The organism is Microbacterium shaanxiense (assembly GCF_054779995.1).
Genome location: NZ_BAAGXE010000003.1, coordinates 287941 through 303176, shown reverse-complemented (window position 1 = coordinate 303176; position 15236 = coordinate 287941). Strand labels below are relative to the sequence as shown.

13 protein-coding genes are annotated in these 15236 nt (G+C 69.1%); 6 read left to right on the top strand and 7 right to left on the bottom strand.

The genetic code is table 11. The annotated features are described in order from the left end of the window. Positions 1-24: 24 nt before the first annotated feature. Complete coding sequence (gene aztD / locus ACYVG2_RS11020; protein WP_460781009.1) at positions 25-1215, top strand: zinc metallochaperone AztD; 1191 nt, start codon at positions 25-27, stop codon at positions 1213-1215. 105 nt (positions 1216-1320) lie between these two features. Here aztD and ACYVG2_RS11015 read toward each other — a convergent pair whose 3' ends face one another. Continuing rightward, positions 1321-2772 (bottom strand): carboxylesterase/lipase family protein, encoded by a 1452-nt coding sequence (locus ACYVG2_RS11015; RefSeq protein ID WP_460781008.1) that lies wholly within the window; start codon positions 2770-2772, stop codon positions 1321-1323. Positions 2773-2820: 48 nt separating this feature from the next. On the opposite strand from ACYVG2_RS11015, the gene ACYVG2_RS11010 reads away from it, so the two are divergent. The 3 genes from ACYVG2_RS11010 to ACYVG2_RS11000 are packed head-to-tail and all read left to right on the top strand — an operon-like array spanning position 2821 to position 6286. Continuing rightward, positions 2821-4017 (top strand): ROK family transcriptional regulator, encoded by a 1197-nt coding sequence (locus ACYVG2_RS11010; protein WP_460781007.1) that lies wholly within the window; start codon positions 2821-2823, stop codon positions 4015-4017. Further along, positions 4017-4952: a ChbG/HpnK family deacetylase gene (locus ACYVG2_RS11005; protein WP_460781006.1), complete on the top strand. Its 936-nt coding sequence runs from the start codon at positions 4017-4019 to the stop codon at positions 4950-4952. The genes ACYVG2_RS11010 and ACYVG2_RS11005 overlap by 1 nt, the downstream gene beginning before the upstream one ends. Then, positions 4949-6286, top strand: coding sequence for an MFS transporter (locus tag ACYVG2_RS11000; protein WP_460781005.1), 1338 nt, complete (start codon positions 4949-4951; stop codon positions 6284-6286). The genes ACYVG2_RS11005 and ACYVG2_RS11000 overlap by 4 nt, the downstream gene beginning before the upstream one ends. On the opposite strand, the gene ACYVG2_RS10995 is transcribed toward ACYVG2_RS11000, so the two are convergent. Both ACYVG2_RS10995 and ACYVG2_RS10990 read right to left on the bottom strand, forming a co-directional pair. Next, the gene (locus tag ACYVG2_RS10995; RefSeq protein ID WP_460781004.1) at positions 6216-6779 is read right to left on the bottom strand and encodes a GNAT family N-acetyltransferase; all 564 of its coding nucleotides are present in this window, start codon (positions 6777-6779) and stop codon (positions 6216-6218) included. The genes ACYVG2_RS11000 and ACYVG2_RS10995 overlap by 71 nt on opposite strands. Positions 6780-6783: 4 nt before the next feature. After that, positions 6784-7764, bottom strand: coding sequence for a helix-turn-helix transcriptional regulator (locus ACYVG2_RS10990; protein WP_460781003.1), 981 nt, complete (start codon positions 7762-7764; stop codon positions 6784-6786). Between the two features lie 104 nt (positions 7765-7868). Between ACYVG2_RS10990 and ACYVG2_RS10985 the strand changes: the two genes are divergently transcribed. Then, on the top strand, positions 7869-8411 hold the full coding sequence (locus ACYVG2_RS10985) for a VOC family protein (RefSeq protein ID WP_460781001.1): 543 nt from the start codon (positions 7869-7871) through the stop codon (positions 8409-8411). Positions 8412-8444: 33 nt separating this feature from the next. Here the strand turns inward: ACYVG2_RS10985 and galE are convergent, their stop codons facing one another. Continuing rightward, the gene (gene galE / locus ACYVG2_RS10980) at positions 8445-9422 is read right to left on the bottom strand and encodes a UDP-glucose 4-epimerase GalE (RefSeq protein WP_460780999.1); all 978 of its coding nucleotides are present in this window, start codon (positions 9420-9422) and stop codon (positions 8445-8447) included. A 23-nt stretch (positions 9423-9445) separates the two neighbouring features. Continuing rightward, positions 9446-10813, bottom strand: coding sequence for an 8-oxoguanine deaminase (locus ACYVG2_RS10975; RefSeq protein WP_460780997.1), 1368 nt, complete (start codon positions 10811-10813; stop codon positions 9446-9448). 225 nt (positions 10814-11038) lie between these two features. On the opposite strand from ACYVG2_RS10975, the gene ACYVG2_RS10970 reads away from it, so the two are divergent. Beyond that, on the top strand, positions 11039-12604 hold the full coding sequence (locus ACYVG2_RS10970) for a nucleobase:cation symporter-2 family protein (protein ID WP_460780996.1): 1566 nt from the start codon (positions 11039-11041) through the stop codon (positions 12602-12604). 69 nt (positions 12605-12673) lie between these two features. On the opposite strand, the gene galK is transcribed toward ACYVG2_RS10970, so the two are convergent. After that, positions 12674-13852, bottom strand: a complete 1179-nt coding sequence (gene galK / locus ACYVG2_RS10965) for a galactokinase (protein ID WP_460780994.1) — start codon at positions 13850-13852, stop codon at positions 12674-12676. Further along, complete coding sequence (galT, locus tag ACYVG2_RS10960) at positions 13849-15069, bottom strand: galactose-1-phosphate uridylyltransferase (protein WP_460781455.1); 1221 nt, start codon at positions 15067-15069, stop codon at positions 13849-13851. The genes galK and galT overlap by 4 nt, the downstream gene beginning before the upstream one ends. Positions 15070-15236: the final 167 nt, after the last annotated feature.

Genomic DNA, 15236 nt, shown 5'->3' with positions numbered 1-15236 from the left:
GAGGGCGCCACGAAAGGAAAACCCATGACACAGCTGAAACGAACCGCACGTCTGGCGGCTGCCGCCGCAGCCGCGGCACTGCTGCTGACCGGATGCGGCGCGCAGTCCGCAGCCGAGACCCCCGATGCCGCCGCGCCGAGCACGGATGCCGCCGCAGAAGGGCCGCGCGTCGCCGTGGCCTACGCCGGCGGCGTGCTGATCGTCGACGGCGAGAGCCTCGAGGTGATCGACGACCTGCCCACCGAAGACTTCGTCCGGCTCAACTCCGCCGGTGACGGGCGGCACGCCTTCGTGACGACCTCCGCGGGCTTCCAGCTGCTCGACATGCGCGAGCCAGAGCTCACCGACCAGGTCGTCGACGCCGCTGCCGCAGGGCATGTCGTCCGACACGGCGGCAAGACCGTGCTGTACGACGACGCGACCAGCGACACCACGATCTTCGACACGGACGCTCTCGCCGACGCGGACGGCAGCCTTCCCGAGGCGGAGGTCATCGAGGGAGTGGAGGCGCACCACGGCGTCTCGGTGGTGCTGGAGGACGGCACCTTCGTCACCACCGTCGGCGACGCGAACGGGCGCTCCGGCATCCGTGCGGTGGACGCGGACGGCGCCGAGATCGCGACCAGCGCCGAGTGCCCCGGTGTGCACGGTGAGGGAACCGCTGAGGGCGAGGCGGTCGTCTTCGGGTGTGAGAACGGCGCACTCGTCTTCGACGACGGCGCGATCACCAAGCTCGACTCGCCCGACGAGTTCGGCCGGATCGGCAACGCGTACGTCTCGGAGAACAGCCCCCTCGTCGTCATGGACTACAAGGACGACCCCGACATGGAGGGTTACCTCCTGACCGACATCGCGCTGGTCGACACCGAGGCGAAGACCCTCGAGAAGGTCGCTCTTCCTGAGGGCGTCAGCTACACGTTCCGCGGCGTGACCCGCGTCGAAAGCGGCGACGCCGTGCTCATCGGCTCCGACGGGAAGCTGCACGTCATCGACCCGGCGACCGGTGCCGTCACGGCATCCCACGACGCGATCGATGCGTGGGAGGGTCCGAGCGAATGGCAGCAGCCGCACCCGGCGATCGCCGCACTCGGCGACGTGGTCTACGTCACAGACGCCGCGAACAGCACGATCGTGACGCTGGATGCCACGACCGGCGAGGTCATCGCCTCCGCCGAGCTGCCGGAGGTGCCGAACGAGATGGTGGTCGTCGGCTAACGCGCCTGCGTTCCGCGGTCCGCGGGTGGATGCCGGAAGGATTTCCCGGGTTCGGTGCAATCTGAACCCGGGAAACCCTTCCGGCGACGCGCGTTCGACGGACGCTCAGACCAGCGCGAGGGTGCTGTCGTAGGCGTCCTCGGCGACGGCCGGACCCGTGCCGTCGAAGACCCGCGCGATGCCGGGCGCTGTCGACCAGGCCGGCCAGCCCGGATCCCCATCCGTGATGAAGCGCACGGCGGCCCCGTGCATCTCGTCCGCGAGCGACTGCGGCGGGTTCTCGCCCGCGAGGGCGTCCACCCGCTCCCTGTCCAGCCCGTCGAACCAGAACGGCACGTCGAGGCAGTGGCACGCCCAGCCCTTGGTGGGGGAGACCCAGCTGAACCGGTATGCCCAGGTCGCGGCATCCGCACGCAGTCGTGCCTCCGCGACGCGGGGTACGAGGATGCGGAAGATGCGATCGCTGACGTAGCGGCCCGCGATCGCGGCGGTGCCTCGCGCGCGCTGGGGCTCGTTCGCCTCGAGGTACGCGCGGCGCGCATCGCGGTCCCTGATGAAGGGGCGCAGCAGCAGCGAAGGCGGCACCAGGCGCAGCGCGGTCTCCTCCCTCTCTGCGACCATCGTGAACTCGTCGTCGGCGGCGCCCAGCAGCAGCGGCTTGTCCGCGCCGATCCCGCCGCGCAGTGCATCCACGGTCGGCTGCGCGATGAGGTCGCCGTCGACCATCGGGCCCCACGCGAGGCCGTTCACGAGCTGATCGGTCAGCGCAGCGAGTCCGTGCTTCGCACTCGCTGCCTTGTTCTGCAGGGAGTGCAGGGCCGCCTCATCGACGGATCGGAAGCCGTCCGCATCGGCGGGGACACCGGCGAGCGTGGCCAGCCGGGCCGAGCGCTCCCGCGCATCGTCGAGGGGAACACCGGCGAGAGCCCCGGAGATCGACAGCGCCCGATGGAACAGGTGCTGCACCGACGGCATCCCGAGCAGCGCCAGCACGGCTCCGCCGCCCGCGGACTGCCCGCCGATCGTCACCCGGTCAGGGTCGCCGCCGAACGCCGCGATGTTCTGCTGCACCCATTCGAGGGCGGCGATCCAATCGAGGACTCCGCGGTTATGCGGTGCGCCCTCGATGTATCCGAAGCCGTCGAAGCCGAGTCGGTACGAGATCGACACCGTCACGACGCCGTCGCGATTGAAGCGGCTGCCGTCGTACCAGGGGCTCGCGGGGGAGCCCTCGGTGTAGCCGCCGCCGTGGATCCAGACCAGTACGGGCAGAGACGCATGGAGCGAAGGGGTGAACACGTTGACGTTCAGAGTGCTGTCGCCGGCGACGGCCGGCTCCGGGATGAGGGTGTCGGTGCCGGTCGTGCGCAATGCGGTGGCCCCGTACTCGGTCGCGTCTCGTACGTCTGTCCACGACTCCGCAGGCACTGGCGCCGCATAGCGGAGGTCGCCTATGGGCGCCCTGGCGAACGGGATGCCGAGGAAGGCGGCGGATGCGGCGGGGGTTCCATGGTCCCGCCATGATCCGCGCACTGGTCCGGAAACGGTGCGTACCATGGGCGATTCGATCACGACTAGAGAGTATCGGCACGAGTGCGACGAAAAGTGTCGCACTTATGGACACTTCGTGTCATACTTACCCCCAACGATGCACGAGGAAACGTGGTGACAAAACCTCTGGCGGGTCCGCAGACCCTGCTGCGAACCCTGAACGCGAGAGCGATCCTGGAGGCCTTGGCTCGACGTGGGCCCCTGACTCGAGCGGAGTTGATGGGTGAGACCGGGTTGTCGCGGACAGCCGTCACTCAGGTCCTTCGGATGCTCGAAGCTGGGGACGCCGTAGCATCCGCTGGGGTGGACCGAGCGACGCGCGGTCCGGCGGCGACCCGGGTCTCCCTTCATCCAGGACTCGGATTCGCGGCAGCCGTGCACCTCGACCACACCACGATGCATGCCACCCTGGTCGATCCGACCGGAGCGGTGCGCGCCCAGTGCGATGCGCCGCTCGGGCACGTCGACGACCGAGCCGCTGACATCGCCGCGCTGATCGCCGAGTGCCGTCGGGCGGTGCCCGGTCCTCTGCAGCACGTCGTGGTCGCGATGCCGGGGATCGTGACGCCAGGCGGCGAGATCAGAGACGATCAGGGTCCGGACGGCGGGGCGCTGCTCGCAGCGCTCACCGCGCACGTCGAATGCCCCGTCCACATCGAGAACGACGTCAATCTGGCGGCGCTCGCCGAGTCGGAGTCCGGCGTCGGCCGTGAGCTCTCGAGCTTCACGCTGCTGATGATCGACGAGGGGCTCGGCGCCGGCACCGTGCTCGACGGCGTGCTGCACCGAGGAGCCTCCGGTGTCGCGGGCGAGGTGCAGTATCTACCCCAGCCTCCCGTGCCGATCGGCGTGCCGGTGATCAACGACGACGTCGTGGAGGATCTCGCGCTCCTGCACGGCCGTGACCCTGCCGATCCGCTGCCCGTCCACCTCGATGCGTGCGGCGACGGGGACGAAGCGGCGAAGGCGATGGTGGACGAGCTGGCGCGGCGCCTCGTGGTCGTCGCCGGCAGCGTGACCCTCGTCATCGATCCGGAGGCGTTCGTCCTGACCGGCCACGCCGCGCACCCGTGCTTCGTCGCGGCGGTGCATCGTGCGGCCGAAGCACTTTCCCACCTGCTCGCCCTGAAGTTCGTGACCTCGGCGTTCGGACGCGAGGCGACCATGGTGGGCGCGATCGGACAGGCGGCCTCAGCGCTGCGCGAGCGCTCGTTCTCCCGCTTCGTCTCGCTCGGCGGGATGCCGGCCTGATGTCCCCGCCGTCGGACCTCACCGCTCGCCTGGGGCTCGGATCCGATGCGCGTGTGATCATCCTCAACGCGGACGACTTCGGCATGTGCCACGCGGCGAACGAGGCGATCACCGACCTCCTCGCGGCCGGGCACCTCGATTCGTCGACGATCATGCTGCCGTGCGCCTGGGCGCCGGAGGCGCTCGCCTTCGCTGCCGCGCATCCTGAGATGAGCGTGGGCGTGCATCTCGTGCTCACGAGCGAGTGGAGCCGCTATCGGTGGCGGCCGCTGACCGGTGGGGGGACGAGCCTCGTCGACCGTGCCGGCTTCTTCCCGGCCGATGTGCGAGCAGTGGAGGAGAATGCGGCGATCGGAGACGTGTCGGCCGAACTCGCGGCGCAGTTGGGTGCGGCACTCGCTGCCGGCGTCGATGTCACGCATCTCGACAATCACATGGGCTCGGTATACGGGTTGCACACCGGCCGCGACCTGCTCGAGCCGGTGTTCGCGCTCGCCGCACGGCACGGACTCCCGTTCCGGCTGCCGAGGATCGTCGACGGCCTCCAGCTCGGTGAAGCGATGCAGCCGGCGCTCGACAGGGCCACGGCGGCCGCGGATGCTGCGGGGATCGTCATCCTCGACCGGCTCTGGACGCATCCGTTCGAGCTGGCCGGTGAGGGCACCGATCGGGAGGAGACGTACGAGCAGATCCGCGAGGGCTTCCTCGGACTGCTGCGCGCGGTGCCGGCCGGGGTGACTGAGATCTACCTGCACCCGATGGTCGACGGGCACGAGCTGCGGGCGGCCGTGGACTACGGCGCGGCCAAGCGCGGGTACGAGCGGCGGCTGCTCGCCGATCCTCTCGTGCACGAGACCATCGAGAAGGAGGGACTCATCCGGATAAGCTGGCGTGCGCTGCGCGAAGTGCAGCGCCGACAGGAGCCACAGCGATGAGCCTTGCAGCGCGTATCCGTGATCGTCGCCTGGATGCAGCGCCCTCTCGCGCCCAGTCCGTCGCCTTCGGGGCCTCCGGGTTCCCGATCCAATTGATGGCCCAGACCTTCTCCGCGTTCGTGGTGTACTTCTACGTCGCCCACCTCGCGGTGCCGGCGGAGTGGGTGGCCGCGGCGATGATCGCCCACGGCATCCTGAACGCCCTGCTCAACCCGCTCGTGGGCGCACTCTCCGACCGGATCCGCACACCCTGGGGCCGGCGGATCCCGTGGATCGGGCTCGGCATCGTGCCGCTCGTGGTCGCGTTCGCGCTGGTCTGGATGCCGCCCGCGCTGTCCGCCGGCGGTCTGATCGCGTGGTTCCTCGTCGTCGTCGCCGTGTACGACATCGCCTTCGTCGTGGTCGTCCTCAACATCTCCGCGCTGTTCCCTGAGATCTTCCGCACGACGGCCGAGCGCTCGAGGGGCAACGTGCCGCGGCAGGTGTTCGCGATCGTCGGGATGATCCTCGGCACGGCCGGTGCGCCGCTGCTGTACGACAGCATCGGCTGGCCGGGCATGGCGATCGCGTTGGGCCTCGTGTGCCTGGTGCTGTTCGTGTGGTCGTTCGCCGGCGGGATGCTGGAGCGGCGGGGCGAGGTCGTCGCCGGCGAGGATGCCATGCGGTGGACCGAGCAGTTGCGATACACCTTCGCCAATCGCGCGTTCGTGCCCTACGTGCTCGGGTCGTTGTTCGTGCAGACCGCGATCGCGGTGATCCTCGCGGCCATCCCGTTCTATGTGCGGTACTCGCTGCACGCCACCGAAGGAGAGAGCAGCATCCTGCTCGGCGTGATATTCGTGGTGGCGATCCCGGCGATCCTGCTGTGGAGCAAGGTGGTGCAGGTCACGTCGCCGCGGACGGCGGTGCTGTGGGCGGTCGGCGTGTTCGCGGTCGCCGTGCTCGGATATCTGGTGCCGGCCTCCGTGCTCGGGGCGGCGCTCGTCGGGATCGCGGTCGGCGTCGGCGTCGGGGGACTGCTGCAACTGCTCGAGGTCATGCTCGCGCAGATCATCGACGACGACGCCGCACGCACAGGGCATCGGCGCGAAGGCGTGTACTTCGGTGTGAACGGCTTCGTCGTGCGCGGGTCGGTGGTGCTGCAGGCGGTCGTCGCCGCGTGGGTGCTGAACGCGAGCGGCTTCGACGCTTCTCTCGGCGACGCGCAGCCGGATGCCGTGGACGGCGGCATCCGGATCATGCTGGCCGTCGTGCCGATGGTCTTCACAGCCCTGGCGTGGGTGTGCTTCTTCCTCTACCCGATCCGCGCGCGCGATCTCGTCGCAGCGCCTTGACGTGCCGTCGCTCGTCGAGCATGAGACCGGGCCGTTCCTCGACCTTCGTGCCACCGTCGTCGATCCATCCGTGCCTCGTGTAGAACGTCGCCGCGCGCTCATTGCCGGCGAGCACCCACAAGTACGCCGTGGAGTGCCCGTCATCCGCGAGGCCCTGTTCCACAGCCTCCAGCAGTGCGTGCCCGACACCGGACGACCATGCGGACGGCAGGACGTATACGCCCCAGAGCTCGCCGGAGCCAGGGCCGTCGTTCTCACGCGCGGCTCCGAAGCTCGCCCACCCGACCACTTCGCCGTCACGCTCCGCGACGAGTGTGCGCGATCCGCGCCCGGGCGCTGCGATGATGTGCGCCCATCGCTCGGCGCGATCGTCGATCGACAGATCGTCGAGAACGCTCTGCGGCATGAGACCGGCGTAAGCCGCCTGCCACGATGTGACGTGCACGACAGCGATGCCGTGTGCGTCGGCGGTGGTCGCCCCTCGGATCAGCATTCCGTCATCTTCGCACCGGATCGAGAGGAGTGCGTTGGGTGCCGGCGATGAGTCGTCGACCCCATTGGCGCATGTGATCGACGGCTTCGGGCGGCCCATGGACGACGAAGGGGGCTCCGATGGCTCCGAGGCAGAACGTGGCCCAGTCGAGTGAGTCGGCAGGAAGGTGCACCTCGCACGAAGCGTCGTCGATCGGGTCGACGACACCGTAGTGCGCGATCTCCTGCGTGACCCGCTGCGCCGGTGCCTGCACCGTCGCATGGATCGCGTATCTCGCCGGCGTCGACCTGATCTGATCCCGCACGTACGCCACCGGGTCGGTGAACGGGACCGTTCGCGGAGTGAACTTCTGGCGGGTTCGCGTCGGATCGTCGATGCGGTCGATGCGGAAGGTGCGCCAGTCGGCTCGGTCGAGATCCCAGGCGATGAGGTAGAGGAGGGCGTCCGTGCTGACCGTCCGGTGGGGATGGACGTTGCGCTCGGTGACCTCCCCGTTGCGCGCTCGGTAAGTGAACCTCAACGCGTCGTGGTCTCTGCAGGCGAGCGCGACGGTCGTCAACGCCACGACGTCGGTGATACTCGCGCGGGGATCCCCTGCGGGAGCGATCGACAGGCTCCGCAGGCTGTCGATGCGACGGCGGATGCGCTCGGGAAGCACCTGGACGATCTTCGCCATAGCGCTGATCGCCGCATCCCCTGACGTCGCAGATGCACCAGAGGCGATCTCCTTGAGGCCCATGATGACCGCAGCCGCTTCCTCCTCGCTGAGGGTCAGCGGAGGAAGTGAACCACCAGGGCCGAGCTGGTACCCGCCGCCGGTTCCGCGCGTCGAGACGATCGGGTAGCCCAGCTCCTGCAGATCGTCGATGTCGCGGCGGAGCGTGCGCTGACTCACCTCGAGACGCCGAGCGAGCTCGTCGCTCGGCCAGTGGCGACGCGACTGCAGGAGCCCGAGAAGCTCGAGCGCCCTGGTTCCGGTTGACATGCCGTCCAATGTACTTCTTCTTGTGGACATATATCGGCCACAAGGCCGGGAAGAGTGGAGAGCGCACGTCAGCAGGAATCCCCTCGCCTTCGGAAGGAACCACCATGACCACCACTCCCGCTCGGCCCGCCGGGTCGAACACTGTGAACCCGTTCATCATGACCGACGACGCGAGTACGTTGATCGAATTCGTCATCGAGGTCTTCGGCGCCGTCGATGTCGCGGAGGCGCGCACCGTCGACACCGATGGGCTGATCCTGCACTCCGAGCTACTGATCGGAGACTCGATGATCACGATCGCGGACCGGAAGCCCGGCTGGCCCTTCACTCCTGCATTCATCCGGGTCTATGTCGACGACGTCCCGGCGACCCTCGCGCGCGCCGAGCAGCTCGGCGGCAACGTCGTCACGCAACCGACGGATTTCTTCGGAGACGAGTTCGCGCGGATCCAGGACCCGCAGGCGAACCTGTGGTGGATCTATCGCCACGATCCAGCGACCGATGAACAGAGCTGGGAGCAGACGGATGCGGTCGACGACGGCGCGAGTTGGGAGTCGTTCACCAGCCCCGAGCTGGAGTACATCCACTCGACCCTGGTCGACGCGATGACGGCCCTCACCGATCCGCGCAAGTCCCAGGAGCAGTAGGAGAAGAGGGCCACTACGAGGCGCGGCGTCCGGCTACTCGGCTGCGCGTCGCGCCTCCCAGCCGGTGCGCACCATCTCGTCGACCGTATAGCGCATCTTCCAGTCCAGGTCGCGGGCGGCGAGTTCGCCGGTCGCCACGATGCGATCGGGGTCGCCGGCGCGGCGAGGGCCGATCTCCGGCGTGAAGTCGATGCCGGTGACGCGGACGACGGCATCCATGATCTGCTTCACGCTCAGGCCGTCGCCGGAGCCGAGGTTGTACGCCGGCTCGATGCTCTCACCGCCGGCGAGGCGCTTCGCCGCCGCGACGTGCGCGGCCGCGATGTCGCCGACGTGCACGTAGTCGCGCACGTTCGTGCCGTCCTCCGTGGCGTAGTCGTCGCCGAAGATCTTGGGCGTCTTGCCCGCGAGCAGCGCCTCGAACACGATCGGGAAGAGGTTGTGCGGGCTGACGTCGTAGACGGTCTCATCTGCCGAGCCGACGACGTTGAAGTAGCGCAGCGAGGTGTGGCGCAGCGGATGCGCGGACTCGGCCGTCGCGATCGCCTGATCGCGCAGCATCCACTCGCCGATCAGCTTGGACTCGCCGTACGGGCTCGCGGGCCTCTTCGCGGTCTCCTCGACCACGAGCGGCACGTCAGGGGTGCCGAAGACCGCGGCGGAGGACGAGAAGACGATGTTACTGACCCCCGCGGCATCCATCGCCTCGAGGATCACGCGCGTGCCCTCGACGTTGTGCGCGTAGGTGTGCAGCGGCCGCTGCACCGAGACGCCGGCGTACTTGAAGCCCGCGACGTGGATGACGCCATCTGCCCGATGCTCGCGAAGCGTCGTCTCGACGAGCTCACGATCGAGGATGCTGCCCTGCACGAACGGCACGCCCTCCGGAACGAACGACGCGACACCGCTGGACAGGTCATCCAGCACGACCGGGATGAGCCCGGCATCCGCGAGTGCACGCACGACGTGCGCTCCGATGTAGCCGGCTCCGCCGGTGACGATCCAGGACATGGGGCTCCTTCTCCTCGAAGCTCTCATTCTTTCAGGCCCGAGACCAGGTCGCGGGCGGCGCGGCTGTGCTCGGCGATCAGCGCGTCCACGTCGAGCCCGACGACCTCTCCGTCGCGCACGCGCCACTCGCCGCCGACCATGACGCGGTCGGCGCGTTCGGCACCGCACAGCACGAGAGCGGCGATCGGGTCGTGCGAACCGGAGAACGCGAGGCCGTCGAGCCGGAACATCGCGAGATCGGCCTGCATTCCGATGTCGATCCGGCCGATGTCCGTGCGACCGAGTGCGGCGGCGGAACCACGCGTCGCCCAGTCCAGCACGCGTGCACTCGTGACCTGCTCGGTGCCGTATCGCAGCCGCTGCAGGTACAGGGCCTGGCGCACTTCGCGGATCATGTTGGAGGCGTCGTTGGACGCGGAGCCGTCGACCCCGAGCCCCACAGGCACGCCGGCATCCTCGAGCTCCACGGCGCGGGCGATGCCGCTAGCCAGGCGCATGTTGGAGGTGGGGCAGTGCGCCACCGAGGTGCCCGCCGCACCGAGCGCGGCGATCTCGTCGTCGTTGAAGTGCACGCCGTGCGCGAGCCAGGTGCGATCGGACAGCCATCCCACCGACTCCAGATACTCCACGGTGCGCAGGCCGAAGCGGTCGCGGCAGAACTGCTCCTCGTCCAGGGTCTCGGCGAGGTGAGTGTGCAGCCGCACGTCGAGGCGTTCCGCGAGCGCCGCGGAGTCCGCCATCAGCGAGGTCGTCACCGAGAACGGTGAGCACGGGGCGAGGCCGATCTGCACCTTCGCGCCCGCCCCGCGCTCGTGGTAGCGGGCCACCAACCTCTCCGAATCGGCGAGGATGACGTCCGGATCCTGCACCGTGTGCTGCGGTGGCAGCCCGCCGTCGTCCTCGCCGAGCGACATGGAGCCGCGGGTGAGCATCGCGCGCATGCCGAGTCGGCGGGCGACGTCGACCTGGACGTCGATCGCATCGTCCATGCCGGTCGGGAAGAGGTAATGGTGGTCGGCAGCCGTCGTGCATCCGGACTGCAGCAGCTCCGCCATCGCCACGGTGGTCGCGAGTTCCAGGGCGCGAGGGGTGAGGCGGGCCCACACCGGGTACAGGTTCACCAGCCATCCGAACAGCGGCAGGTCGGCCACCGGCGCCCAGGCCCTCGTGAGCGTCTGATAGAAGTGGTGATGCGTGTTGATGAGGCCCGGGGTGATCACGTGCGCGCCGGCATCGAAGACCTCGTCGACGTGCGGTCGCCCTCCGTGCCCGACGAGCTCGACGATGGTGCCGAGCTCCGTGTCGACGACGATGCCCCGCGTGGCGGTCGCGGGATCGACATCCGCTCCCAGGTGGATCGCGAGCGGGTCGCGCAGCCAGATTCTCGTCATGGTGTCGCCTTTCCTCTGGCGACACGTGGCTGGGGCTCGGGCCGCCAGCTCAGGTTTCTCGGCGTCTGCTGTTCCGCCGACCGGCCCGTGGGGGGCCGGCGCTCGTACGCTAGCACGCGCCGTGATTCGGTGCTAGCATCGCCGCTATCGCTATTGTGGAAAATGTCTTCCACGATTCGGAAGTAATGCGCGAATCCATGACAGACGCACTCAACGGAGAGATCTATGTCGAGAACGCCCAGAATCCGCCGACCCGAGGACGAGAGGCTCCGCCTCGGACCCACCTTCGCCTACGGACTGCAGCACGTGCTGACGATGTACGGCGGCATCATCGCCGTGCCGCTCATCATCGGAAACGCCGCCGGGCTCGCGCCGGCCGAGATCGGCCTCCTGATCGCGTCGTGCCTGTTCATCGGCGGCCTCGCAACGATCCTGCAGTCGTGGGGTGTGCCCTTCTTCGGATCGCAGCTCCCGCTGGTGCAGGGCGTCTCGTTCTCGGGCGTCGCGACCATGACGGCCATCCTCGCCGCAGGGGAGGGGCTGCAGGGTGTGTTCGGGGCCGTGATCGCCGCATCCGTCGCAGGACTCATCGTGGCGCCGTTCTTCGCGATGATCGTGCGGTTCTTCCCACCGGTCGTGACCGGCACCGTGATCACCACGATCGGGCTGACGCTGATGCCGGTGGCGGCGAGCTGGGCGATGGGCGGCACCTCGCCGGAGGATCCCGACTGGGGCAGCCTGCAGAACATCGGCCTCGCGATGGGGACCCTGCTGATCGTGCTCGTGCTGAGCAAGGTCGCGTCCCCCACCGTCTCGCGGTTGGCCATCCTCATCTCCATCGTCGCCGGCACGGCGTTCGCGGGCATCGTCGGCTGGGCGGACTTCTCGAACATCGCGGACGGCGGGATCGTCGCCCTTCCGCAGCCGTTCGCATTCGGCCTGCCGACGTTCGGCGTCGCCAGCATCATCTCGATGTTCATCGTGATCATCGTGACGATGACGGAGACGACGGCGGACATCATCGCGGTCGGTGAGATCGTCGGCACGAAGGTCGACTCCAAGCGCATCGCCAACGGCCTGCGCGCCGACATGATCTCGTCCGCGATCGCCCCGGTGTTCAACTCGTTCACGCAGTCCGCCTTCGCGCAGAACGTCGGGCTCGTCGCGATCACCGGCGTGAAGTCACGGTTCGTCGTGAGCGCCGGCGGTGTGATCCTCGTCGTGCTCGGACTGCTGCCGATCGTCGGCGGGCTGGTGGCCGCCGTGCCGCCGCCCGTCCTCGGCGGCGCGGGGATCGTGCTGTTCGGGTCGGTCGCTGCGGCCGGCGTCCGCACGCTCGCGAAGGTGAACTACGAGGGCAACATGAACATGGTCATCGTCGCCGTCTCACTGGGCTTCGGGGTGATCCCGGTCGTCATGCCGACGTTCTACGACGCGCTGCCGAGTTGGGTGGGGATCATCCTGCACTCCGGCATCTCCTCGGCCGCGATCATGGCCGTGCTGCTGAATCTGCTCTTCAACCACCTCGGCGGGAAGTCGGCCGAGCGGTCGGCGTTCATCCCCGGCACCGGTCGGGTCATCCGCGAACAGGATCTCGCTCGCCTGCTCGCGAACGAGACCCTGTTCGACGGCGACACGATCAAGGACGGCAAGATCCTGGATGCCGAGGGCGAAGAGGTTCCGGTGGTCACTGCCTCGCAGGAGGTCGTGATCACCGACGCGATCAAGACCGGGAAGATCCGCAGTCGGAGCGACATCCGGCGCGTCCTGGCTGAGGCCGACGCCGAGTAGCCCTCTCGAGATGCAGGCCACGTCGAGACGCAGCCGTGTCGCTGCGTCCTCGGCGTGGCCTGCCGTCGCTCAGGCGTCGCGGCGGGCGCCGGCGGCGGGAGTCACGGTGAAGAGGTGCGGCGGCGTGAAACCGGATTCCGCGAAGGCGGCGGTCACGGCATCCGACACCGACTCGACCGCGGACAGCTCGATCAACGCGATCGCCGCACCGCCGAAACCGCCACCCGTCATGCGCGCGCCGATGGCCCCCGCGGCCATCGCGGCCTCGACCGCCGTGTCGAGTTCGGGAACCGAGATCTCGAAGTCGTCGCGCATCGAGGCGTGCGAGGCGACGAGCAGATCGCCGATCGCTCTGGCGCCGCTCTCGCGCAGCGTGGTGACGGTGTCGAGCACCCTCTGGTTCTCGGTCACGATGTGACGCACCCGCCGGAAGGTCACGTCGTCCATCAACTGCTCGGCGCGGGAGAGGTCGCCCATCGACACATCGCGCAGTGACGGCACCTCCATGATCGCCGCGCCGCGCTCGCACGACTCGCGCCGCTCGCGGTAGCCGCCGGTGGCGTGCGAGTGCTGCACCCTGGTGTCCATGATGAGGATCGCGAGTCCGGCCTCGGCGACGCCGACCCGAACGAGGCTCGTCTCGAGCGTGCGGCAGTCGAGGAAGATCGCGGCGTCGGGTTCGCCGAGCATCGACGCCATCTGATCCATGATCCCCGTCGGCGCGCCGACGGCCTCGTTCTCAGAACGGCGGCCGACGCGGGCGAGCGCCGTGCGGTCGAGTCCGGCGTTCCAGAGGTCGTCGAGCGCGGATGCCGTCGCCCCCTCGATCGCGGCGGACGACGACAGGCCGGCGCCGACGGGGACATCGGATGCGATCGCGATGTCGACGCCCCGGCCCGTCGCGCCGGCGAGTTGCAGCGCCCACGCGACGCCGAGCGGATACGCGGCCCACTCGGCGACCGCAGGCTCTTCCCCTTTCGGAGTCGGGAACAAGGTCGCGAGATCATCGATGGCGACCTCGACCGGCTCATCACCGGCGAACGTGGAGGTGACACGGATGCGCCCGTCTTGGCGCATGCCCGCTGCGGCATATGTGCGGTGAGGGATCGCGAAGGGCAGCACGAAGCCGTCGTTGTAGTCGGTGTGCTCGCCGATCAGGTTGACGCGGCCGGGAGCCGACCAGACGCCGTCTGGGGCACGACCGGTCAGTTGCTCGAACAGGGCGTTCGCGTCGTCCCGAGCCGTCATGCGCCGGCCCCTTCCGCGCGCGCGATCGCCTCGCGGATCCGTGCGGCGGACTGCTCCGGCGGGATCTCGGCGGTCCACGCCCACATCGCGGCCTCTGATCCGGCGAGGAACTTCAGCTTGTCGGCGCCGCGCCGCGGGCTCGTGAGCTCGAGGTGCAGGCGTACCGAGTCGCGTGCGAGGCTCACGGGAGCCTGGTGCCATGCGGCGATGTAGGGGGTCGGCGTCTCGTAGAGCGCGTCGATGCCGCGCAGCAGGCGCAGGTAGAGCGGGGCGAGCTCATCGCGCTCGGCCTCGCTCGTCTCGGCGAAATCGGCGACGTGGCGGTTGGGCATGAGGTGCACTTCGACGGGCCAGCGGGCGGCGAACGGCACGAACGCCGTCCAGTGCTCGCCCTGGAGCACTATGCGCTCGGAGCCCTGCTCGAACTCGAGGATGCGCTGGAACAGATCGGGCGCGGTGCGGTCGATGCTCTCGAGCAGCCGCTGGGTGCGCGGCGTGATGTAGGGGTAGGCGTAGATCTGCCCGTGCGGATGCGGCAGCGTGACGCCGATCGCCTCTCCGCGGTTCTCGAACGGGAAGATCTGCTGGACGCCAGGCAGCTGCGAGAGCGCGGCGGTGCGATCGGCCCAGGCCTCGATCACGGTGCGCGCGCGCGTCACGGACTGCGTGCCGAAGGAGCCTGCGTGGTCGGGGCTGAAGCACACGACTTCGCAGCGGCCGACCGACGTGCGGGTGCGGCCGAGGCCGAGCGCGTCGAGGTCATCGAGTCCGCGCGGCGGGTTGGCCGCGGCCGGGGCGGTGCCGAGCGCCTCGGCGAGCGCGGGGCCGAAGGCGGGCGAGCGGTTCTCGAACACCGCGACGTCGTAGAGCGCAGGAACCTCTGACGGATTCGTCGGCGTCTGCGGAGCGAGCGGGTCGGCGTCGGGGCTGGGCATCATGACGCGGTTCTGGCGGTTCGCGGCGACCGTGATCCAGTCGCCGGTGAGAACGTCGAGGCGCATCGTGGCGGTGTCGGGGCGCGGGTCGAGTGCGCGTGCGTCGACGGCGCGCTCGGCGCCGAGCGCGGTTCCGGGGTCGTCGTAGTAGATGAGGTCGCGGCCGTCGGCAAGCACGGTGGCGCGTTTCGTGACGCCGCCACTCAACTCGGTCGCGCGCAACTCCGGGGAATCTTCGATGTTCACGTAAACACGGTACCTCTCCGGCGGTGGTAACGTCAACATTGAGGAGTTGTGCACCGGGGTGCCGGGAGGGGCAGGCAGATGGACGAGTGGGATGAGCTGAATCGCCTCGCGAAGGCCGGGGCGCGCGGCACGGGCCGTGCATCGTCAGCCCGTGCGTCGACGGGGCGTGCGGACTCATCCCGTACGGGCTCTGGCCGCTCATC

What these genes read in the sequence shown, in the direction of transcription:
- galE (WP_460780999.1), bottom strand. Translation starts at nt 9,422, where the DNA reads ATGTCCTGGATCGTCACCGGCGGAGCCGGCTACATCGGAGCGCACGTC.
- ACYVG2_RS10970 (WP_460780996.1), top strand. Translation starts at nt 11,039, where the DNA reads ATGTCGAGAACGCCCAGAATCCGCCGACCCGAGGACGAGAGGCTCCGC.
- ACYVG2_RS11015 (WP_460781008.1), bottom strand. Translation starts at nt 2,772, where the DNA reads ATGGTACGCACCGTTTCCGGACCAGTGCGCGGATCATGGCGGGACCAT.
- galK (WP_460780994.1), bottom strand. Translation starts at nt 13,852, where the DNA reads ATGACGGCTCGGGACGACGCGAACGCCCTGTTCGAGCAACTGACCGGT.
- ACYVG2_RS10990 (WP_460781003.1), bottom strand. Translation starts at nt 7,764, where the DNA reads ATGTCAACCGGAACCAGGGCGCTCGAGCTTCTCGGGCTCCTGCAGTCG.
- ACYVG2_RS10985 (WP_460781001.1), top strand. Translation starts at nt 7,869, where the DNA reads ATGACCACCACTCCCGCTCGGCCCGCCGGGTCGAACACTGTGAACCCG.
- ACYVG2_RS11005 (WP_460781006.1), top strand. Translation starts at nt 4,017, where the DNA reads ATGTCCCCGCCGTCGGACCTCACCGCTCGCCTGGGGCTCGGATCCGAT.
- ACYVG2_RS10975 (WP_460780997.1), bottom strand. Translation starts at nt 10,813, where the DNA reads ATGACGAGAATCTGGCTGCGCGACCCGCTCGCGATCCACCTGGGAGCG.
- ACYVG2_RS10995 (WP_460781004.1), bottom strand. Translation starts at nt 6,779, where the DNA reads ATGCTGATCCGAGGGGCGACCACCGCCGACGCACACGGCATCGCTGTC.
- aztD (WP_460781009.1), top strand. Translation starts at nt 25, where the DNA reads ATGACACAGCTGAAACGAACCGCACGTCTGGCGGCTGCCGCCGCAGCC.
- ACYVG2_RS11000 (WP_460781005.1), top strand. Translation starts at nt 4,949, where the DNA reads ATGAGCCTTGCAGCGCGTATCCGTGATCGTCGCCTGGATGCAGCGCCC.